At 70.1% G+C, this 20,917-nt stretch carries 21 protein-coding genes; 9 read left to right on the top strand and 12 right to left on the bottom strand.

Annotated elements, in window-relative coordinates; translation table 11 throughout:
* Positions 1 to 2: 2 nt before the first annotated feature.
* Positions 3 to 1,028, bottom strand: coding sequence for an ATP-dependent 6-phosphofructokinase (locus tag AC0B9F_RS15965; RefSeq protein WP_472002887.1), 1,026 nt, complete (start codon positions 1,026 to 1,028; stop codon positions 3 to 5).
* A gap of 256 nt (positions 1,029 to 1,284) precedes the next feature.
* Between AC0B9F_RS15965 and pta the strand changes: the two genes are divergently transcribed.
* From pta to pyk, 3 genes are all read left to right on the top strand, one after another.
* On the top strand, positions 1,285 to 3,411 hold the full coding sequence (gene pta / locus AC0B9F_RS15960) for a phosphate acetyltransferase (RefSeq protein WP_472002885.1): 2,127 nt from the start codon (positions 1,285 to 1,287) through the stop codon (positions 3,409 to 3,411).
* A complete protein-coding gene (locus AC0B9F_RS15955; protein WP_472002883.1) occupies positions 3,408 to 4,610 on the top strand; it encodes an acetate kinase in 1,203 nt (400 codons plus the stop codon). Before pta ends, AC0B9F_RS15955 begins: the two co-directional genes overlap by 4 nt.
* A 112-nt stretch (positions 4,611 to 4,722) precedes the next feature.
* Entirely contained in the window at positions 4,723 to 6,153 is a 1,431-nt protein-coding gene (gene pyk, locus AC0B9F_RS15950; RefSeq protein ID WP_472002881.1) for a pyruvate kinase, read from the top strand.
* 83 nt (positions 6,154 to 6,236) lie between these two features.
* On the opposite strand, the gene AC0B9F_RS15945 is transcribed toward pyk, so the two are convergent.
* The 4 genes from AC0B9F_RS15945 to AC0B9F_RS15930 form a co-directional block, all read right to left on the bottom strand.
* Positions 6,237 to 7,604 carry a hypothetical protein gene (locus tag AC0B9F_RS15945; RefSeq protein ID WP_472002879.1) on the bottom strand — a complete coding sequence of 456 codons (1,368 nt, stop codon included), beginning with the start codon at positions 7,602 to 7,604 and terminating at the stop codon, positions 6,237 to 6,239.
* The gene (locus AC0B9F_RS15940; protein ID WP_472002877.1) at positions 7,594 to 8,136 is read right to left on the bottom strand and encodes a DUF6114 domain-containing protein; all 543 of its coding nucleotides are present in this window, start codon (positions 8,134 to 8,136) and stop codon (positions 7,594 to 7,596) included. Before AC0B9F_RS15940 ends, AC0B9F_RS15945 begins: the two co-directional genes overlap by 11 nt.
* 129 nt (positions 8,137 to 8,265) lie before the next feature.
* Entirely contained in the window at positions 8,266 to 8,931 is a 666-nt protein-coding gene (locus AC0B9F_RS15935) for a DUF6230 family protein (RefSeq protein ID WP_472002875.1), read from the bottom strand.
* A 644-nt stretch (positions 8,932 to 9,575) separates the two neighbouring features.
* Positions 9,576 to 10,547, bottom strand: a complete 972-nt coding sequence (locus AC0B9F_RS15930) for a tetratricopeptide repeat protein (RefSeq protein ID WP_472002873.1) — start codon at positions 10,545 to 10,547, stop codon at positions 9,576 to 9,578.
* Positions 10,548 to 10,832: 285 nt separating this feature from the next.
* Here AC0B9F_RS15930 and AC0B9F_RS15925 point away from each other — a divergent pair, with 285 nt between their 5' ends.
* Positions 10,833 to 11,450, top strand: a complete 618-nt coding sequence (locus AC0B9F_RS15925) for a TetR/AcrR family transcriptional regulator (RefSeq protein ID WP_472002871.1) — start codon at positions 10,833 to 10,835, stop codon at positions 11,448 to 11,450.
* Positions 11,451 to 11,459: 9 nt separating this feature from the next.
* Here the strand turns inward: AC0B9F_RS15925 and AC0B9F_RS15920 are convergent, their stop codons facing one another.
* The 5 genes from AC0B9F_RS15920 to AC0B9F_RS15900 all read right to left on the bottom strand — a co-directional run bounded on the left by AC0B9F_RS15920 (position 11,460) and on the right by AC0B9F_RS15900 (position 14,958).
* On the bottom strand, positions 11,460 to 13,160 hold the full coding sequence (locus tag AC0B9F_RS15920; RefSeq protein ID WP_472002869.1) for an acyl-CoA mutase large subunit family protein: 1,701 nt from the start codon (positions 13,158 to 13,160) through the stop codon (positions 11,460 to 11,462).
* A gap of 95 nt (positions 13,161 to 13,255) precedes the next feature.
* Positions 13,256 to 13,594 carry a DUF3817 domain-containing protein gene (locus AC0B9F_RS15915; RefSeq protein WP_472002867.1) on the bottom strand — a complete coding sequence of 113 codons (339 nt, stop codon included), beginning with the start codon at positions 13,592 to 13,594 and terminating at the stop codon, positions 13,256 to 13,258.
* Between the two features lie 57 nt (positions 13,595 to 13,651).
* A complete protein-coding gene (locus tag AC0B9F_RS15910) occupies positions 13,652 to 14,161 on the bottom strand; it encodes a MarR family winged helix-turn-helix transcriptional regulator (protein ID WP_472002865.1) in 510 nt (169 codons plus the stop codon).
* A 153-nt stretch (positions 14,162 to 14,314) separates the two neighbouring features.
* Complete coding sequence (locus AC0B9F_RS15905; RefSeq protein ID WP_472002863.1) at positions 14,315 to 14,617, bottom strand: MTH1187 family thiamine-binding protein; 303 nt, start codon at positions 14,615 to 14,617, stop codon at positions 14,315 to 14,317.
* The gene (locus AC0B9F_RS15900; RefSeq protein WP_472002861.1) at positions 14,614 to 14,958 is read right to left on the bottom strand and encodes a DUF3817 domain-containing protein; all 345 of its coding nucleotides are present in this window, start codon (positions 14,956 to 14,958) and stop codon (positions 14,614 to 14,616) included. The genes AC0B9F_RS15905 and AC0B9F_RS15900 overlap by 4 nt, the downstream gene beginning before the upstream one ends.
* 160 nt (positions 14,959 to 15,118) lie before the next feature.
* Here AC0B9F_RS15900 and AC0B9F_RS15895 point away from each other — a divergent pair, with 160 nt between their 5' ends.
* From AC0B9F_RS15895 to AC0B9F_RS15880, 4 genes are all read left to right on the top strand, one after another.
* Positions 15,119 to 15,751, top strand: coding sequence for an AIM24 family protein (locus AC0B9F_RS15895; RefSeq protein ID WP_472002993.1), 633 nt, complete (start codon positions 15,119 to 15,121; stop codon positions 15,749 to 15,751).
* Between the two features lies 1 nt (position 15,752).
* Positions 15,753 to 16,403 (top strand): AIM24 family protein, encoded by a 651-nt coding sequence (locus AC0B9F_RS15890; protein ID WP_472002859.1) that lies wholly within the window; start codon positions 15,753 to 15,755, stop codon positions 16,401 to 16,403.
* Entirely contained in the window at positions 16,400 to 17,197 is a 798-nt protein-coding gene (locus AC0B9F_RS15885; RefSeq protein ID WP_472002857.1) for an AIM24 family protein, read from the top strand. The genes AC0B9F_RS15890 and AC0B9F_RS15885 overlap by 4 nt, the downstream gene beginning before the upstream one ends.
* A 92-nt stretch (positions 17,198 to 17,289) precedes the next feature.
* Positions 17,290 to 17,766 (top strand): MarR family winged helix-turn-helix transcriptional regulator, encoded by a 477-nt coding sequence (locus tag AC0B9F_RS15880; protein WP_361631810.1) that lies wholly within the window; start codon positions 17,290 to 17,292, stop codon positions 17,764 to 17,766.
* 168 nt (positions 17,767 to 17,934) lie between these two features.
* On the opposite strand, the gene meaB is transcribed toward AC0B9F_RS15880, so the two are convergent.
* Together meaB and AC0B9F_RS15870 are read right to left on the bottom strand one after the other, a co-directional pair.
* On the bottom strand, positions 17,935 to 18,891 hold the full coding sequence (meaB, locus tag AC0B9F_RS15875; protein WP_472002991.1) for a methylmalonyl Co-A mutase-associated GTPase MeaB: 957 nt from the start codon (positions 18,889 to 18,891) through the stop codon (positions 17,935 to 17,937).
* Positions 18,892 to 18,934: 43 nt separating this feature from the next.
* Positions 18,935 to 20,134: an acetyl-CoA C-acetyltransferase gene (locus AC0B9F_RS15870; protein ID WP_472002855.1), complete on the bottom strand. Its 1,200-nt coding sequence runs from the start codon at positions 20,132 to 20,134 to the stop codon at positions 18,935 to 18,937.
* 149 nt (positions 20,135 to 20,283) lie between these two features.
* Here AC0B9F_RS15870 and mce point away from each other — a divergent pair, with 149 nt between their 5' ends.
* On the top strand, positions 20,284 to 20,724 hold the full coding sequence (mce, locus tag AC0B9F_RS15865; RefSeq protein ID WP_472002853.1) for a methylmalonyl-CoA epimerase: 441 nt from the start codon (positions 20,284 to 20,286) through the stop codon (positions 20,722 to 20,724).
* The last annotated feature ends 193 nt before the right edge of the window (positions 20,725 to 20,917 follow it).

The following is a 20,917-nucleotide window of genomic DNA, read 5'->3' as shown; positions in this document are numbered from 1 at the left end:
TGCTAGAAGACCGACTCCGCCTCGTCCATCCGGTACGTGGGGACCGTCTTGAGCTCGGTCACCGCCTCGGCCAGCGGCACCATCACGATGTCGGTGCCGCGCAGCGCGGTCATGTTGCCGAACTCGCCGCGGTGCGCGGCCTCGACCGCGTGCCAGCCGAAGCGGGTGGCGAGGACCCTGTCGTACGCCGTCGGCGTGCCGCCGCGCTGCACGTGGCCGAGGATGACCGGCCGGGCCTCCTTGCCGAGGCGCCGCTCCAGCTCGTGCGCGAGGGCGGTGCCGATGCCCTGGAAGCGCTCGTGGCCGAACTGGTCGATCTCGCCCTTGCCGTAGTCCATGGTGCCGTCGGCCGGGTGGGCGCCCTCCGCCACGCAGACGACGGCGAACTTCTTGCCGCGGGCGAAGCGCTCCTCGACCATCTTCACCAGGTCGGCCGGGTCGAAGGGACGCTCGGGCAGGCAGATGCCGTGCGCGCCGGCGGCCATGCCGGACTCCAGGGCGATCCAGCCGGCGTGCCGGCCCATGACCTCGACGACCATCACGCGCTGGTGGGACTCGGCGGTGGTCTTCAGGCGGTCCATCGCCTCGGTGGCGACACCGACGGCGGTGTCGAAACCGAACGTGCGGTCGGTGGAGGAGATGTCGTTGTCGATCGTCTTGGGGACGCCGACGACGGGGAGGCCGGCGTCGCTGAGCATGCGCGCGGCGGTCAGCGTGCCCTCGCCGCCGATCGGGATGAGGGCGTCGATGCCGAAGTCGGTGACGATGTCGGCGGCGTTCTCACAGGCCTCGCGCAGACGGTCGCGCTCCAGGCGGGAGGAGCCGAGGATCGTGCCGCCGCGGGCGAGGATGCCGCTGACCGCGTTCAGGTCGAGGCTGCGGTAGTGGCCGTCGAGCAGTCCGGCGTAGCCGTCCTCGAAGCCGATGACCTCATCGCCGTAGTTGTCCACCGCCCGGTGCACGACCGATCGGATGACGGCGTTCAGGCCGGGGCAGTCGCCGCCTGCGGTGAGAACTCCGATGCGCATCGTGCTGTGTCTCCTGCTCGCTGTGGGTACCTGTGAGCCTCCTCCCGATTGTTCCACGTCCCTGACCAGCGGAACGTCTTGACGGGCGCCTTATCTGTGTCCAGGGGTATTGTCAAGAGGGTTCCGCTCACCTCCGTGGGCGATTTTTGTACACGGTGGTGGACGCGAAGGCGTAGCCCCGACGGACGACACCCCAGACGACACCCCCAGACGACACCCCCAGACGACACCCTCACAGACGAAACGGAGAGCACGCGTGACGCGCAGCGTGTACGTGACCGGTATCGACCGCGGCGACGGCCGCCAGGTCGTGGAGCTGGGCGTCATGGAACTCCTGACCCGGCAGGTCGACCGGGTCGGCGTCTTCCGCCCGCTCGTCCACGACGGGCCGGACCGGCTCTTCGAGCTGCTGCGCGCCCGCTACCGGCTCTCCCAGGACCCCGCGACCGTCTACGGCATGGGCTACGACGAGGCGTCCGCGCTGCAGGCCGAGCGCGGCACGGACGAACTGGTCGCGGCCCTCGTCGACCGTTTCCACCTGGTCGCCCGTGACTACGACGTCGTCCTGGTCCTCGGCACCGACTTCGCCGCCACCCAGCTGCCCGACGAGCTGTCGCTGAACGCGCGCCTGGCCAACGAGTTCGGCGCCTCCGTGATCCCGGTGGTGGGGGGCCGGGCGCAGGCCGCGGAGTCGGTGCTGGCGGAGACCCGCAACGCCTACCGGGCCTACGACGGTCTGGGCTGTGACGTGCTCGCGATGGTCACCAACCGGGTCGCCCGCGAGGAGCGCGACGCGATCGCCGAACGGCTCGCCGGGCGGCTGCCGGTGCCCTGCTACGTCGTCCCCGACGACGCCGCGCTGTCCGCGCCGACGGTGTCCCAGATCGCGCACACGCTCGGCGCGAAGGTGCTGCTCGGCGACGACTCGGGGCTGGCCCGCGACGCGCTGGACTTCGTCTTCGGCGGGGCGATGCTGCCGAACTTCCTCGCCGCCCTGACCCCGGGATGCCTGGTCGTCACCCCCGGCGACCGCGCCGACCTGGTCGTCGGCTCGCTGGCCGCGCACAGCGCCGGCACCCCGCCGATAGCCGGTGTGCTGCTCACCCTGAACGAGGTGCCCGGCGAGCACATCCTCACCCTCGCGGCCCGCCTCGCCCCGGGCACCCCGGTGCTGTCGGTGACCGGCACCAGCTTCCCGACCGCGGCCCAGCTGTTCTCCCTGGAGGGCAAGCTGAACGCGGCCACCCCGCGCAAGGCGGAGCGGGCGCTCGGCCTGTTCGAGCGGTACGTCGACACCGCCGACCTCAACAAGCGGGTCTCGGCGCCCAGCAGCGACCGTGTCACGCCGATGATGTTCGAGCACAAGCTGCTGGAGCGGGCGCGCACCGACAGGCGCCGGGTGGTGCTGCCGGAGGGCACCGAGGAGCGCGTGCTGCACGCGGCCGAGGTGCTGCTGCGCCGGGGCGTGTGCGACCTGACGCTGCTCGGGCCGGTCGACCAGATCCGCAAGAAGGCCGCCGACCTCGGCGTCGACCTGGGCGACACCCAGCTGATCGACCCCGCGACGAGCGAGCTGCGGGACTCCTTCGCCGAGAAGTACGCGGCGCTGCGCGCCCACAAGGGCGTCACCGTCGAGCTGGCCTACGACGTCGTCTCCGACGTGAACTACTTCGGCACGCTGATGGTGGCCGAGGGCCTGGCCGACGGCATGGTGTCGGGGTCGGTGCATTCGACCGCGGCGACCATCCGGCCGGCCTTCGAGATCATCAAGACGAAGCCGGACACCTCGATCGTGTCGTCGGTGTTCTTCATGTGCCTGGCCGACAAGGTGCTCGTCTACGGCGACTGCGCGGTCAATCCCGACCCGAACGCGGAGCAGCTCGCCGACATCGCGATGCAGTCGGCGACCACGGCCGCGCAGTTCGGCGTCGAGCCGCGGATCGCGATGCTGTCGTACTCCACCGGCACCTCCGGCGTCGGCGCCGACGTCGACAAGGTGCGCGAGGCGACGGAGCTGGCCCGGCTGCGCCGCCCGGATCTGAAGATCGAGGGGCCGATCCAGTACGACGCCGCGGTGGAGCCGTCGGTCGCCGCGACCAAGCTGCCCGGCTCCGAGGTCGCCGGGCAGGCCAGCGTGCTGATCTTCCCCGACCTCAACACCGGCAACAACACCTACAAGGCCGTGCAGCGGTCGGCCGGCGCGATCGCGGTCGGCCCGGTGCTGCAGGGCCTGAACAAGCCGGTCAACGACCTGTCCCGGGGCGCGCTCGTCCAGGACATCGTCAACACCGTCGCCATCACGGCGATCCAGGCCCAGTCCTCCGGCCAGTCCCCCGCGCAGTCCCCCGCCCTGTCCCCCGTCGAAAAGGCTTCCCAGCAGTGACCGGCACCCGCGTCCTCGTCCTCAACTCCGGCTCCTCGTCGGTGAAGTACCAGCTGCTCGACATGCGCGACGAGAGCCGGCTGGCCGTGGGCCTGGTCGAGCGCATCGGCGAGCAGACGTCCCGGCTCAAGCACACCCCGCTGACCGGCGGCGCCGGCCGCGAGTTCAACGGCCCGATCGCCGACCACGACGCCGCGCTGAAAACGGTGGCGGAGGAGCTGTCCAAGGACGGCCTGGGCCTGGACTCCCCCGATCTGGTCGCCATCGGGCACCGGGTGGTGCACGGCGGGATGTTCTTCACCGAGCCCACCGTCATCGACGACGAGGTGATCGCCGAGATCGAGCGCCTGATCCCGGTCGCGCCGCTGCACAACCCGGCCAACCTGACCGGCATCCGCACCGCGCGGGCGCTGCGCCCGGACCTGCCGCAGGTCGCCGTGTTCGACACGGCGTTCCACACGACCATGCCGGAGTCCGCGGCGCGGTACGCGATCGACCCGAAGATCGCCGACCGGCACCGCATCCGCCGCTACGGCTTCCACGGCACCTCGCACGCGTACGTCTCCCGGGCGACGGCGCGGCTGCTGGGCAAGGCGCCCGAAGAGGTGAACGTGATCGTGCTGCACCTGGGCAACGGCGCGTCGGCGTCGGCCGTGCGGGGCGGTCGCTGTGTGGACACCTCCATGGGGCTGACGCCTTTGGAGGGGCTGGTGATGGGTACGCGTTCCGGTGATCTCGACCCGGCGGTCATCTTCCATTTGGCTCGTGTCGGCGCAATGTCCATGGATGAGATCGACACTCTCCTCAACAAGAGGAGCGGTCTGTTCGGACTGTGCGGGGACAACGACATGCGGGAGATCCGCCGCCGGATCGACGAGGGCGACGAGCAGGCGCGACTCGCCTTCGACATTTACATTCACCGTCTGAAGAAGTACATAGGCTCCTATTACGCCGTGCTCGGCACGGTCGACGCGGTCGCCTTCACCGCGGGCGTCGGGGAGAACGCGGCGCCGGTGCGGCAGGCGGCGGTCGAGGGCCTTCAGAGCCTGGGCCTGGCGGTCGACGGCGAGCTGAACGCGGTGCGCGGCGACACGCCGCGGCTGATCTCCCCGAAGGGCGCGCGGGTGGCGGTCGCGGTGGTGCCGACGGATGAAGAACTGGAGATCGCGACGCAGACCTACGCACTGGTCGGGCGGTAACGAATTGCGGCTCCGCCGCGTGGAACTGAGCGCACCTGAGCAATAGGGCACTCATTTGTACTTTCCGCCAGACGGAATATTCCGTAGCGAAACAAACCGATAGGATCGCCCCATGCGCCGTTCGAAAATCGTCTGTACTCTCGGCCCCGCGGTCGACTCCCACGAGCAGCTCGTAGCGCTGATCGAAGCCGGCATGAACGTGGCCCGCTTCAACTTCAGCCACGGCACCCACGCCGAGCACCAGGGCCGGTACGACCGGCTGCGTGCCGCGCAGAAGGAGACCGGCCGGGCCATCGGTGTCCTCGCCGACCTGCAGGGCCCGAAGATCCGTCTGGAGACCTTCGCCGAGGGTCCGGTCGAGCTGGAGCGCGGTGACGAGTTCGTCATCACGACCGAGGACGTCCCGGGCGACAAGCAGATCTGCGGCACCACCTACAAGGGCCTGCCCGGCGACGTGGCCAAGGGCGACCAGATCCTGATCAACGACGGCAACGTCGAGCTGAAGGTCGTCGAGGTCGAGGGTCCGCGGGTGCGGACGATCGTCATCGAGGGCGGCGTGGTCTCCGACCACAAGGGCATCAACCTGCCCGGCGCGGCCGTGAACGTGCCCGCGCTGAGCGAGAAGGACATCGAGGACCTGCGCTTCGCACTGCGCATGGGCTGCGACCTGGTCGCGCTGTCCTTCGTCCGTGACGCCAAGGACGTCAACGACGTCCACCGCATCATGGACGAGGAGGGCCGCCGCGTCCCGGTCATCGCCAAGGTGGAGAAGCCGCAGGCGGTGCAGAACATGGAGGACGTCGTCGCGGCGTTCGACGCCGTGATGGTGGCCCGTGGCGACCTGGCCGTCGAGTATCCGCTCGAGAAGGTCCCCATGGTGCAGAAGCGCCTGATCGAGCTGTGCCGGCGCAACGCCAAGCCGGTGATCGTGGCGACCCAGATGATGGAGTCGATGATCACCAACTCCCGTCCGACCCGCGCCGAGGCCTCCGACGTCGCCAACGCGATCCTGGACGGCGCGGACGCGGTCATGCTGTCGGCGGAGTCGAGCGTGGGCGCGTACCCGATCGAGACCGTCAAGACGATGTCGAAGATCGTCGCGGCGGCCGAGCAGGAGCTGCTGAGCAAGGGCCTGCAGCCGCTGGTGCCGGGCAAGAAGCCGCGCACGCAGGGCGGTTCGGTGGCCCGCGCGGCCTGCGAGATCGCCGACTTCCTCGGCGGCAGGGGCCTGATCGCCTTCACCCAGTCCGGCGACACCGCTCGGCGTCTGTGCCGCTACCGCGCGGCCCAGCCGATCATCGCGTTCACCACGGACGAGAGCACCCGCAACCAGCTCACGCTGAGCTGGGGCGTGGAGCCGCACGTGGTGCCGTTCGTCAACAGCACCGACGAGATGGTCGAGCTGGTCGACCAGGAAGTGGTCAAGCTGGGCCGCTTCAACGAGGGCGACGTCGTCGTCATCACGGCCGGTTCCCCGCCCGGCGTCCCCGGCACCACCAACATGGTCCGCGTGCACCACCTGGGCATCGCCCACCGCGACTGAGTCGCCGTACGAACGCCGAGGGCGCCCCCTGTCGCAGGGGGCGCCCTCGGCGTGTGTGCGGCTCCCGGGCGGGTTCGGAAGGCTCAGCCGGTGGTGTACACCTTCATGCCGGGCACGGTGAGCGTGCCGCCGAACTGGGCGGCCTGGACGACCTTCACGTTGGTGAAGTAGATCAGCGGGATGTTCAGCGGCGGCGGGCTGTCCGGGCTGAACGTGATCGGGATCAGGCCGAAGAGGTTGCCGGAGATCGACTCGGTGTACATCACCGTGTCGCCGTCGCGGATCGTGGACGTGGTGCCCTTGCCGGCCTGGACGTGGTAGGTCTTGCCGGACAGCTTGTCGTTCACCGTCTGGTGCAGGTCGCCGATGTCGGTGCCGCCGGACACGACGTACTTCAGCACCTTCTTGGTGGTGCCGGAGGCGGTCTTCACCTCAACGACGCCCTGGTAGTCCGCGCTCTTCAGCAGCAGCGAACTGGCCTGCAGATACCAGGGGTCGTCGGCCACCGGCACCTTGTTGTCGACGCCGCCCTGGGCGTCGGTGGCGGCCTTGCAGTCCGCGGGGTCCGCGGTGGAGCCGTCGGACGGGCCGGGCGACGCGGTGGCCTCGCCGGCCGCCTGCTGTGCCGCCTCGGTGGCGTCCTTGGCGGCGCCGGTCACCTTGCCGGTGGTGTCCTTGACCGTGCCGGTGGCCTTGTCCGTGGTGTCCTTGACCGTCCCGGTGACCTTGTCGGTCGTGTCCTTGACGGTGCCGGTCACCTTGTCGGTCGTGTCCTTCACCGTGCCGCTCGCCTGGTCGGCGGAGGGCGACGGGGAGGCGGACGGCGTGGACGTGGCGCTGGGCGAGGGCGAGTCCTTCTGGCCGCCGCCGAGCAGGCCGTTGAGCGCGTCGCCGATGTCCTGCAGCACGTTCTTGTCCGTGGCGGACGGCGACGGGGTGGGCGCCGGGGCGGTGGAACCGCTCTTCGGGGCCGCGGATGCGGACGCCGACGGCGTGGGGCCGGCCTTGTCGCCGGAACCTGAATCCGGCGAAGAGGCGTTGTCCTTGCCGGAGTCGGCGGAGCCCGCGGAACTCCCGTCGGCCGACGGCTTCGGTGTCGTCCCGTCCCCGGAGCCGCCGGACTCCTTGCTCCCGGAGGTGCCGGAGCTCTCGGAGGCGGACGGCGACGGGGTGGCGGAGGCGTCCTTGCCGTCGTTCTGCAGGGCGGTGACGCAGTCCTTGTACTCGTCGGCCATCTTCGACGACGAGGGGTTGTTGTCGGCCACGGCGAGGGACGCCGTGAACCCCATGCCCATCAGGACCGCGGTCGGCATCGCCACGCTGGCTATCGCCCGGCCGGCCGGCATGTGGAACCTGGTGAACAGCGGCTTCTTGGGGGCCGCATGACGCGGACCGGTTCTCCCACGGAACGCCTCAGCGTCAGTCCCGTGGGTCACCTCGTCAGCCGGCACTGTGCCTCCCGTTCGCCCCGTTGGCCGGGCTCGTTCCTGACAGATCGTTCAGTTCGCCCGCCCCGTGCGGCACCTGGCCGAGGGCGTCCCCGGGAGCGCCGTCGGCGCCGGCCTCCTCGGCCCGCTCGTTCCTGGAGGGTGCGCCCGGCGCCCACGACACGGCCATGGCCCCGCCGATCAGCGCGAGGAGGAAGCCCACGACGAAGCCGCCGAAGTTGGACACGGGGATCGACACCAGCGCGAGCAGGATCGAGGCGACACCCGCGAAGACGCGGATGTGCTTCTGGAACCACAGGCTGATGCCCAGGACGACCAGCAGCACACCGATGATCAGCGAGCCGGCCCCGGCGGTGGTGGCCATCGCCAGCGTCAGGTGGCCCACCTGGAGGTGTGCGTACGGGAAGTACATGATCGGAAAGCCACCGAGCATGACGAACAGTCCGGCCCAGAACGGCCGGGTGCCCCGCCAGGCGCGGAACTGCAGCCTCCGGCGGGTGAACTGGCCGGGTACGGCAGAAGTCTCGGCGCTCATAGGAAAACAGCTCCCTGGTGCGGCATCGCTGTGGTGGGGATGTGGTGCGAGTGTGGGGGGTGTGGCACAAGGCCCGAGAGCGGAGGGGCGGGAGGCGCCTGAAGGCTCCTCCCGCCCATCACCCGGCGCCTAGTAGCACTCGTGGGTGCCCGTCTGCAGCTTCATCTTCAGACCGGGCAGCGTGAAGGTTCCGGCCGTGGTCGCCCACGCCGTCTGCCGCACGCCGTACAGGTCGGCCTTCTCGGCCTGCTGGGCGAACCCGTACGGGTTGGACTGCTCCTTGCCGCCCGCCATGCCGGGACCCTTGCCGCCCTTGTCGGGGCCGGTCTCGCCCGCCGGGACACCGATGTCGATGCCGGTGAACTTGGCACCGCCGGTGGTCTCGAGGTCGGCGACGTCGATGTACAGGCGGTCCGCCGAGACCTGATTCTTCTTGTCGTCGCTGTTGCCGGCCGACAGCGTCAGCGTGACCGACCCGAGCAGCGGGATGTTCGGCGTGACGACGGACTGGCACAGGTTCTTGATGGTCGCGGACTTGAAGCCCGAGACCGCCACCGGGTGGATCGTCTTCTCACCACTGAGGGTGTACCCGTTGTCGATCGCGCCGTACTGCACGAAACCGTCGCCGTGCAGCTCGTCCGCGGTGACCTTGAACGACTGCCCCGACACACTGAACGACGCGGCCAGCGCGCCCTGTGCCAGGGCGACGCCTATGGCAGCCGTGGCGGCCACGCTGGGCACCATGACCACAGCGAACCGCTTCCATCTGGTCCCGCCACGCACCTGGGACTCCATATTTCCTCCTTCTCGGACGTACATCTCCTGACCACCTGGCCCCCTCTACGGCGGCTCACCGGGCAGGGATGGGAGAAGTGCTACGTCCTCGGGAAGGAGAGCGCCCGCGCTCGGCGGCGCTGGTACGCGCCCGAATCACCGGCGATCACCCCCGAGCGACAACCACTGGTCGCGCCTGACACGCATCACGCACAACCTTGCTGGACAGGCTTCGCCGAGGCGAAGACCCCCCTGTCCGAGAGCCGGCGCCACTGCCGCCGGCTCTGCTCGGTGGGGACCCAGGAAGTCCCGTGACCCGATTGGCTGTCGGGCTGCGGGAATGGACCGAGCGTCGCCGATCGTGGTGCATTCTCGCCGCCGACACAAGGGGGTTCGTTACTGGCTAGTAACGGGCGGATCACCGCTCGGCGACCCAGAGGTCTCGGGCGGCGACGCTGGGTGGCTCAGGGCCTGGGTACAAAACCGTTGATCGCTGGACAGAATCCGACAGATCCACTGCCTGGACTTACTCGCAGTAACAGCGGCCGCGATTACCAAGATTTGGTAAAGCGCGGCCGCGATGGAGGCGTCTCGGCGAACTTTTCACCCGGGCATCACATGCCCGGGCGTTTAGCGACTGGTCGGGACGAGGGTCCCCGGGCGGCTCAGAACAGCGCCCGCGCCAGCGCCCGCCGCGCCGCGGTCACCCGCGGATCGTCGGCCCCCACGACCTCGAACAGCTCCAGCAGCCGCAGCCGTGCGGCCTCGCGGTCGTCCCCGACCGTGCGCTGCACCGTGTCGACCAGACGCCCGAAGGCGTCCTCGATGTGACCGCCCACCAGATCCAGGTCGGCGGCGGCGATCTGCGCCTGCACGTCGGCCGGCTTCTCGGCGGCGTCCTTGCGCACCTGCTGCGGGTCGAGGTGCTGCACCCGCTGGAGCAACTCGGCCTGGGAGAGACCCAGTCTGGCCTCGGGGTGGGCCGGGTCATCGGCCAGCACGTTCTGGTACGCCCGGATCGCCCCGGCCATGTCGCCCGCGTCCAGCGCCTGCGCGGCGGCGTTCAGCGCGGCGTCGTAGGGCCCCTCCACCGGCGCCTGGACGGCGGCGCCGCCCGGCTCGGCCTCGGGGTCGACGGTCAGGCCGGTGATGCCGAAACGCTGCTCGGCGACGGCCACCAGCTGGTCGAAGGTCTGGCGGATCTGCTCCTCGCCGGCCGCTCCCTGGAAGAGCGGCAGCGCCTGGCCGGCGACGACGGCGAACACCGCCGGGATCCCCTGGATGCCGAACTGCTGCATCAGCATCTGGTTGGCGTCGACGTCGATCTTGGCGAGCATGAGCCGCCCGCCGTACTCGACGGTCAGCCGCTCCAGCACCGGGCTGAGCTGCTTGCAGGGCTGGCACCACTCGGCCCAGAAGTCGATGACGACCGGCACCTCGGCCGACCGCTGCACGACATCCCGCTCGAATCCGGCCTCATCGACGTCGATGACGAGGTCGGCGGGGGAGACGGCGCCCGCCCCGCCCTGCCGTGCCGCTTCCGCGCGCGTCTGCTCGGCCTTGGCCTTGGCCTCCTGGGCCGCCTTCACCGCGGCGAGGTCGACGACGCCGCTCATGGACATGTTCCGTGGCTGCATGCGTCTATCCTCCCCCGTCCAGGTGCCTGCGTGAAAACGATGCGGAAAGCCGGGCCACCCGATCCGCGCCGGGCCTCGGCCGGCCGCTTGTCCCCGCTCGGCGCCGGGTCCCCACCCACGCGCCCTTGGTCGTCACCCGTGTACGTCCCTCACGAGCTTTCGCTACGAGTCGTAGCGTAATGCCATCGGGGGCTCGCGCGACACCACTGACCGGTGATCTCCCTCACGACGGGGCCGGAACGGCCGGATCACGACGGCGCCGGAACGGCCGGATATGGTCGGCACATGCCGAGCCGCACCCCCGCCGCACGCCCCGGCCGACCGCGCAGCGCCACCGCGGACGCCGCGATCCTGGCGGCGACGCGGGAGGCACTGGTCGAACTGGGCTGGTCCAAACTCACGTTGGGAGACGTGGCAACCCGCGCCGGGGTTGCGAAAACGACCCTCTACCGCCGCTGGTCGGGCAAGAACGAACTGGTGGTCGACGCGGTGGCGGAACTCTTCGACGAGCTCGAACTGCCGGACAGCGGCAGCCTGGCCGCGGACATCGAGGGCGTGGTGCTCCAGTTCGCCGCGATCCTGGCCCGACCGGAGGCCAAGAGCGGCCTGATGGCGGTGGTGGCCGAGTCCACCCGGGACGACGCCCTGCGCCTGCGCATCCGCGAGTCCATCGTGGAACGCCAGAAACGCCTCGTCATCGAAGGGCGCGCGCGGGCCCAGCGACGCGGCGAGCTGCCCCCCGAGACCGATCCCGGGGAGGCAGCCCGTACGGCCGACCTCGTCTTCGACGTGGTGGCGGGTGCCGTGGTCCACCGCACCCTGGTCAGCGCGGAACCGGCGGACGAGGAATGGGTCCGCAGCTTCACCCGCGTGCTCCTGCTGGGGCTGGCCCAGTCGGCGTGACCGGCGGCCCTAGAAGCCCGCCGGCTCCGTGTACACCCCCCACTCGTCCCGCAGCACCCCGCAGATCTCCCCCAGGGTCGCCTCCGCCCGTACGGCGTCCAGCATCGGCTCGATCATGTTCGCGCCGGAGCGGGCCGCCGCCAGCATGCCGTCCAGCGCCGCGCGCACCGCCGGCTCGTCCCGCGCCGTCCTGCGGCCGGCGAGCACCCGCACCTGCTCGCGCTCCACCTCGTGGCTCACCCGCAGGATCTCCAGGTCCCCGGTCACCGACCCGGTGTGGACGTTGACGCCCACGACCCGCTTCTCGCCCTTCTCCAGCGACCGCTGGTAGCGGAAGGCGGACTCGGCGATCTCGCCGGTGAACCAGCCGTCCTCGATCCCGCGCAGGATGCCGGAGGTGATCGGCCCGATCGGGTGCTGCCCGTCCGGGTGCGCCCGCAGCCCGCGCTCCTTGATCTGCTCGAAGATCTTCTCGGCGTCGGCCTCGATCCGGTCGGTGAGCTGCTCGACGTACCAGGAACCGCCCAGCGGGTCGGCCACGTTGGCGACGCCGGTCTCCTCCATCAGCACCTGCTGCGTGCGCAGCGCGATCTCCGCCGCCTGCTCGCTCGGCAGCGCGAGGGTCTCGTCGAGGGCGTTGGTGTGCAGCGAGTTGGTGCCGCCGAGGACCGCGGCGAGCGCCTCCACGGCGGTCCGTACGACGTTGTTGTACGGCTGCTGGGCGGTCAGCGAGACACCGGCGGTCTGCGTGTGGAAGCGCAGCCACTGGGACTTCTCGCTCCGCGCGCCGTAGACGTCCCGCATCCAGCGCGCCCAGATCCGGCGCGCCGCGCGGAACTTGGCGATCTCCTCGAAGAAGTCGACGTGTGCGTCGAAGAAGAAGGACAGTCCGGGTGCGAACACGTCCACGTCGAGCCCGCGCGACAGCCCCAGCTCCACGTACCCGAAGCCGTCCGCCAGCGTGTACGCCAGCTCCTGCGCGGCCGTCGCGCCGGCCTCGCGGATGTGGTAGCCGGAGACGGACAGCGGCTTGTAGGCGGGGATCTTCGCGCTGGTGTACTCCATCAGGTCGCCGATGAGGCGCAGGTGCGGCTCGGGCTGGAAGAGCCACTCCTTCTGGGCGATGTACTCCTTGAAGATGTCGGTCTGGAGCGTGCCGTTGAGCACCCCCGGGTCGACGCCCTGCCGCTCGGCGGCGACGAGGTACATGCAGAAGACGGGCACGGCGGGCCCGCTGATGGTCATGGAGGTGGTGACGTCCCCGAGCGGGATGTCCTTGAAGAGCACCTCCATGTCGGCCGCGGAGTCGATGGCGACGCCGCAGTGCCCGACCTCGCCGAGGGAGCGCGGGTCGTCGGAGTCGCGGCCCATGAGCGTCGGCATGTCGAAGGCGACGGACAGGCCGCCGCCGCCGTTGCCCAGGATCATCTTGTAGCGCTCGTTGGTCTGCTCGGCGTTGCCGAACCCGGCGAACTGCCGGATGGTCCACGTCCGCCCCCGGTATCCGGTCGGGTACAGCCCGCGCGTGAAGGGGTACTCCCCGGGCCAGCCGATCCGCTCGAAGCCCTCGTACGTGTCCCCCGGCCGGGGTCCGTACACCGGCTCCACGGGATCGCCGGAGAGCGTGGTGAAGTCAGCGTCGCGCTTGCGTGCGGCGTCGTACCGGGCCTGCCAGCGTCGGCGGCCCTCCTCGATGGCGTCAGCGTCCATACCCTCGAATTTACTAGGACGTCCAAGTAAATGTCGATGGCTGACCGCCGCACAGGTGTACGGCGGTGGGGGCCGGGGCCGGCCGGGGGGCGGCGTCAGGCCTTGGCGACCGCGGGGGCCGGGTCGGTGACCTTGGCCTCCAGCTCGCGGCTGACCTTCCGCTCGACGAAGAAGGCGGCCGTCGGGATGGTGCCGGCGATCAGCACCCACAGCTGCTTGCCGACCGGCCACTTCGCCTTGGAGCCGAGGTCGAACGCGAAGATCAGGTACACGACGTACAGCCAGCCGTGCGCGATACCGACGACCTTGACGAAGCTGTCCGCGCCGTCCATGTCGATGCCGTACTTGGCGATGCAGCCGAGGGTCAGCAGGACCAGCAGCACGCCGGTGACGTAGGCCATGACGCGGTAGCGGGTCAGCACGCTCTTCTTCATGGCTTCGAGCGTAACCGCCCGTTGTGCGGGATCTTGCCCGGGGTCACGTGCCCCGTGTCACTCGCCCTCGAAGTCCTTCGCCGCGATCCGCAGCGGGCGCAGCAGGGCGAAGATCTCGCCGCACTCCTCCGCGTCGTACGCGCCGAGACCGAAGTCCATCGCCATCAGGTCGCGCGTGGCGGCCTCGACGACCTCACGGCCCTTGCCGGTGATGGAGGCGAGGGTGCCGCGGCCGTCGTTGGGGTTGGGCCGCTTGGCCACCAGACCGGACCTGACCAGGCGGTCCACGGTGTTCGTCACGGACGTGGGATGCACCATGAGACGCTCGCCGATCTTGGACATCGGCAGCTCGCCCTCCTTGGAGAAGGTGAGCAGCACCAGCGCCTCGTAGCGCGCGAACGTCAGCCCGTACGGCTTGACCACCGCGTCCACCTCGGCGAGCAGGATCTGGTGCGCGCGCATGATGGACGTGATCGCGGCCATGGCCGGCACGTTGCCCCAGCGCTGCTTCCACAGCTCGTCGGCGCGGGCGATGGGGTCGAACGGAAGGCTGAGAGGCTTGGGCACGTCACCAGACCCTACCCGCCGGTCATATGGCGGTCAGCCCTGTCTCGCCCTTCGGTCCACCCGGCCGGGCCGGGCCGCGCACAGCCGCGGTACGCGCCGCCGCGTCCGGCTCCCGGTCGCCCGGCCGGCCGCGGTGCCGCCGCCGCAGGCCGGCTACTCCGCCGGCTCCGCCAGGTACCGCTCGACGGTGGCGACCTTCGACGTCAGACCGTCCTGCACGCCGGGGCGGATGTCGGCCTTGAGGACCAGGGAGACCCTGGGCGCGCGGGCCTCGACGGCGGCGACCGCTCGCTTGACGACGTCCATGACCTCGTCCCACTCACCCTCGAGGGAGGTGAACATGGCGTCGGTGCGGTGGGGCAGCCCGGACTCGCGGACCACGCGGACGGCGTCGGCGACGTACTCCCCCACGTCCTCGCCGACACCCAGGGGCGTCACGGAGAAGGCGACGATCATGCGTTCACCACGCCTTCCTGGCGGGCGCGGGCGGCGATGACGGCGTTCTCGGACTCACGGCGCAGCTTGCGCTCGGCGAAGAAGCCGCCGGTGGGCAGCACCGAGAGCAGGAAGTACAGCGCGGCGGTCTTCAGCGGCCACTTGGTGCGGTTCCAGGCGTCCGCCCAGAAGAGCACGTACAGCACGAACAGCACGCCGTGGATCATGCCCATGACCGGGACCGCGTCGAAGTCCGTGGTCCGCTTCAGCACCGAGCAGACGAGCAGGATCAGGAAGGACACGGCCTCGGGTGCGGAGATCAGGCGGAGGCGTCGGATGGCGGAGGCTGTCTTGAGGTCCACGGGTCACCTTCGGTCGTGGGCGTACTGGCGTTTTGTGAACGGAAGCACAAGCGTTCACCCATTGTGGCAAACCGCGCCCGTAGGGGTCCGCTCAGGGTCGTCGTCCACCCAGGGGCCCTGTCCTCTCCCTGCGCCCGGCCGCTACTTTCCTTGCGTGGCGATGTTCCGACTGCAAGGCAGCAAGGTGCTCGCCGTCGACATGACCGGGGACGCCGTGAAGGCGAAGAACGGCTCGATGGTCGCGTACGACGGGCAGATGGCGTTCAAGAAGATGACGGGCGGCGGTGAGGGCCTGCGGGGCATGGTGACCCGGCGGCTCACCGGCGAGCAGATGACGGTGATGGAGGTGAGGGGGCAGGGGACCTGCTGGTTCGCCGACCGGGCGTCGGAGATCAACCTGGTGAGCCTGCGGGGGGACAAGCTGTACGTCGAGTCGAGCAACCTGCTCGCGACCGACGCCGGCCTCAGGACCGGCACGACGTTCACCGGGCTGCGCGGGGCCTCGCAGGGCAACGGGCTGTTCACCACCACGGTCGAGGGGCACGGCCAGGCGGCGATCACCTCCGACGGGCCGGCGGTGGTGCTGCGGGTGTCGCCGCAGTACCCGCTGAGCGTCGACCCGGGCGCCTACGTCGCCCACCAGGGCGACCTGCGCCAGTCCTTCCAGTCCGGTGTGACGTTCCGCACGCTCATGGGTGAGGGCGGCGGCGAGGCCTTCCAGATCCGCTTCGAGGGGGACGGCCTGGTGTACGTGCAGCCGAGCGAGCGCAACACGATCGCGGGGGACGTCTGAGATGGCCTTCCGTGAGATCAACTCCAAGATGGTCGAGGCGACCGTGGTGCCGGGGCAGCGGCTGTACAGCCAGCGCGGCGCGATGCTCGCCTACCGGGGCGACGTGAGCTTCACACCCAACGTGCAGGGCGGCCAGGGCGGCGTCATGTCGATGATCGGTCGGCGGATCGCGAACGAGGCGACCCCGCTGATGACGGTCGAGGGCAGCGGCACCGTCCTGTTCGGGCACGGCGGCCACCACGTCCAGGTCATCCGCCTCACCGGCGACACGCTCTACGTGGAGGCCGACCGGCTGCTCGCCTTCGAGGGCACCCTGACGCAGGGCACGGTGTTCCTGGGCGCGCAGGGCGGCGTGATGGGCATGGTCCGGGGCCAGGTCAGCGGCCAGGGGCTGTTCACCACGACACTCAAGGGGCACGGCGCGGTCGCGGTGATGGCGCACGGCGGCGTCTTCGAGATCCCGATCACCCCGCAGCGGCCGGTGCACGTGGATCCGCAGGCCTACGTCGCCCACCACGGCGACGTGCGCAACAAACTGTCCACCGCCCTCGGCTGGCGGGACATGGTGGGCCGCGGCTCCGGCGAGGCGTTCCAGCTGGAGCTGAGCGGCAGCGGTGCGGTCTACGTCCAGGCCTCGGAGGAGAAACTGTGAGCACCCCGTACGGCGCCGGGCCCCCCGTGCACGACCCGTCGACCCTGCCCGCCGACGACAACGTCAACGCCTACACCTTCTGCGTGGAGCTCAAGGGGAGCCAGTGGTTCCTGCAGAAGGGGAAGATGATCGCCTACTACGGGGCGATCGAGTTCAACGGCATCGGGCACGGCCTGCTGGAGCGTCTGGTGCGTACGTCGTTCCATTCGCCTCTGCACGCGAGCGACTGGGTCGTGGCCCAGGGCTCGGGCAAGATGCTGCTCGCCGACCGGGCCTTCGATGTCAACTCCTACGACCTCGATGACGGCAACCTGACCATTCGCTCGGGCAATCTGCTCGCTTTTCAGCCAACTCTGTCGCTCAAGCAGTCGATCGTGCCGGGCTTTCTGACACTCATCGGAACCGGAAAGTTCGTGGCCGCATCTAACGGGCCGGTGGTGTTCATGGAACCCCCGATCCGGGTGGACCCGCAGGCGCTCGTCGGGTGGGCCGACTGCCCGTCCCCGTGCCATCACTACGACCACGGGTATCTGACGGGCGTATGGGGCGGTCTACGTGCGATGACGGGCCTCGGCGGGGTGTCCGGAGAGGAGCATCAGTTCGAGTTCGTGGGCGCCGGCACGGTCCTTCTGCAGTCGACCGAGACACTCATGGCCGAGCAGGCCACGGGGGCGGTTCCGCCGGAGCCCGGGGTACCCGGAGGAGGCGGGGCGCACGGTCCGGCCGGAGGGCAGTCCGGGGTACCGCGCCTTCCCGGACAGCTGGGCGATCTCCAGCGTCGCTTCGGGCTGTGAGCGGTAGTCTGCGGAGTGTGACGTCGAACGCGTGCGCACTGTCACACCACCCTCAGTAGTTCGCCATTCAACTTCTTAGGTAGACTTCATTCATGGAGACCGAGACGGCCACGCGATGGCTGACGGATGCGGAGCAGTGTGCCTGGCGTACCCATCTGGAGGTCAACAGGCTGCTGACGTACCAGCTCGAGAAGGATCTGCAGCCGTTCGGCCTGACGATGAACGACTACGAGATCCTGGTGAACCTCTCCGAGTCGGAGGACCGGCGGATGCGGATGAGTGACCTCGCCTCCGCCACGCTGCAGTCCAAGAGCCGGCTCTCGCACCAGATCACGCGCATGGAGAACGCCGACCTCGTGCGCCGGGAGAACTGCGAGTCCGACCGGCGCGGGCTGTACGCGGTGCTCACCGAGCACGGCATGGAGACGATGAAGAAGGTCGCACCCCACCACGTGGACTCGGTGCGCCGCCACTTCATCGACCTGCTGTCCCCGGAGGCCCTGACGGAACTGGACAAGTCCCTCAGGCCCATCGCGGACCACTTGCGCACGCAACGCGGCCGCCCCTGAGCGAAGACAAGGGGGCTGGTCGCTGCGGTTACCGCAGCGCCCCTGTAGGGGCGCGGGGCTGCATCGATATGCGGCTGGGCCGCGTGGGCGCGACCAGCCCCCCACTCAGCCGCACCCGCCGAACCACGGCCCGGACCGAGCGTGTAGGCGGAACGGGCTCAGACGGCGTCAGCCCTCGGTGAGACCCGCGATCAGCTCGTCGGCCGCCCGGTAGGGATCCAGCTCCCCGGCGACGATGCGTTCCGCAAGCGTCGGCAGGTGGTGATCCCCGTGCAGGTCACCGATCCGCTCCCGCAACGCCGTGACCGCGATGGTCTCGACCTCGCGGGCCGCGCGGGCACGGCGGCGCTCCGCGAGGACCCCGTGCTCCTCCATCCACGCGCGGTGCTTCTCCAGGGCCTCCACGACCTCGTCGACGCCCTCCGCGCGTGCCGCCACCGTCTTGACGATCGGCGGGCGCCAGTCCCCCGGCGCGCGGGACTCGCCGAGGCCCAGCATGTGGTTCAGCTCCCGCGCGGTGGCGTCGGCGCCGTCGCGGTCCGCCTTGTTGACGACGTACACGTCGCCGATCTCCAGGATTCCGGCCTTCGCCGCCTGGATGCCGTCGCCCATGCCGGGGGCCAGCAGGACGACGGAGGTGTCGGCCTGGGAGGCGATCTCCACCTCCGACTGGCCCACACCGACGGTCTCCACGAGGATCACGTCGCAGCCCGCCGCGTCCAGGACGCGGATCGCCTGCGGCGCGGCCCAGGCGAGGCCGCCCAGGTGGCCCCGGGTCGCCATGGAACGGATGTAGACGCCGGGGTCGGAGGCGTGCTCCGACATCCGCACCCGGTCGCCGAGCAGGGCGCCGCCCGAGAAGGGCGAGGAGGGGTCGACGGCCAGGACGCCGACCCGCCTGCCCTGCTTGCGGTACGCCGTGACCAGCGCGGAGGTCGAGGTGGACTTGCCGACGCCGGGCGAGCCCGTGAGACCGACGACGTAGGCGTTGCCGGTCAGCGGCGCGAGCGTCCGCATGACCTCCCTGAGCTGCGGGGACGCCCCCTCCACCAGGGAGATCAGCCGGGCCACGGCACGCGGCCGGCCTTCCCTGGCCTGGGCCACCAGCGAGGAGACGTCCTGCATCACAGCTCCGTTCACATCAGGATCGTACGAATATACGGACTGCTCAGGCCTTGGGTACCCGCACGATCAGCGCGTCACCCTGGCCGCCGCCGCCGCACAGCGCGGCCGCGCCGACCCCGCCGCCCCGGCGCTTGAGCTCCAGCGCCAGGTGCAGCACCAGCCGGGCGCCGGACATGCCGATCGGGTGGCCGAGGGCGATCGCGCCGCCGTTGACGTTCACCTTTTCCGTGGACACCCCGAGGTCCTTCATTGACTGCACGGCGACCGCCGCGAAGGCCTCGTTGATCTCGATGAGGTCGAGGTCGGAGACCTCCAGCCCCTCCTTCTTCAGGGCGTGTGCGATCGCGTTGGACGGCTGCGACTGCAACGAGTTGTCCGGGCCCGCGACGTTGCCGTGGGCGCCGATCTCGGCGATCCAGTCCAGGCCCAGCTCCTCGGCCTTGGCCTTGCTCATCACGACCACGGCGGCCGCGCCGTCGGAGATCTGCGAGGAGGTGCCGGCCGTGATCGTGCCGTCCTTGGCGAACGCCGGGCGCAGCTTGCCGAGGGACTCGGCCGTGGTGTCGCCGCGGATGCCCTCGTCCTTGCTGAACAGGATCGGGTCGCCCTTGCGCTGCGGGATCTCCACCGGGGTGATCTCGGCCTCGAAGACGCCGTTCTTCTGCGCGGCCGCGGCCCGCTGGTGGGACAGCGCGGCGATCTCGTCCTGCTCGGCGCGGCCGATGCCGAGCCGGGTGTTGTGCTTCTCGGTGGACTCGCCCATGGGGATGGCCTCCCACGGGTCGGTCAGGCCGTCGTGGGCCATCGCGTCCAGCATCTGCACGGCGCCGTACTTGAAGCCGTCACGGGACTTCGGCAGCAGGTGGGGGGCGTTGGTCATGGACTCCTGACCGCCGGCCACGATGATGTCGAACTCGCCGGCCCGGATCAGCTGGTCCGCGAGCGCGATCGCGTCCAGACCGGACAGACACACCTTGTTGATGGTGAGCGCCGGGACGTTCATGGGGATGCCCGCCTTGACGGCCGCCTGACGCGCCGGGATCTGGCCCGCGCCGGCCTGGAGCACCTGGCCCATGATCACGTACTGCACCTGGTCGCCGCCGATCCCCGCACGGTCGAGGGCGGCCTTGATCGCGAAGCCGCCGAGGTCGGCTCCGGAGAAGGACTTCAATGAGCCCAGCAGTCGCCCCATGGGCGTCCGCGCGCCCGCGACGATCACCGAGCTGTTCGTTGCAGTTGCCATGAGGTGCGATCCCCTTACCGGCCCGCCGGGCCGAGGAGTGAACGAGGGTTTACTTCGAATGTACTGATGGCACTCCGTGCCGTCACCGGGCCGTCGGTGTGATCGCGCGCACGTTGCGTAACCATCCGTGGAGCGCTCCACTAACAAGCATGCTGACGCGAATCGACCACATCGGGATCGCCTGCCACGACCTCGACGCCACCGTCGAGTTCTACCGGGCCACGTACGGATTCGAGGTGTTCCACACCGAGGTCAACGAGGAGCAGGGCGTACGCGAGGCCATGCTCAAGATCAACGAGACGTCGGACGGCGGCGCCTCCTACCTCCAGCTGCTGGAGCCGACGCGCGAGGACTCCGCGGTCGGCAAGTGGCTCGCGAAGAACGGCGAGGGCGTCCACCACATCGCCTTCGGCACCGCGGACGTGGACGCGGACTCCGAGGCCATCCGCGGCAAGGGCGTCCGCGTCCTGTACGACGAGCCGCGCCGCGGCTCCATGGGCTCGCGGATCACCTTCCTGCACCCCAAGGACTGCCATGGCGTCCTGACAGAACTGGTCACTTCGGCCCCTGTTGAGTCCGACGAGCACTGACCCTCGTACATAAGGGCCGGTAGGGTTGGGTGCGGTCGCCGCCCAACCCTGCGGTGGCCCGGTCCCTCCCTCACCGGCGGGACCAGTCCGGGGGTCCGGTTCAGGGGGGCGAGCGACGGGGCAGCGGCCCGTGCTCCGCCGTCGATCTGACACCATTCACCCGGGGGCCCCGTCCGGCGGATGGACGGTGCTC

The sequence above is a fragment of the Streptomyces sp. NPDC097129 genome (assembly GCF_055668065.1).
Note: the sequence above shows the minus strand (reverse complement) of the source record. Positions and strands in the feature narration are given on the sequence as shown.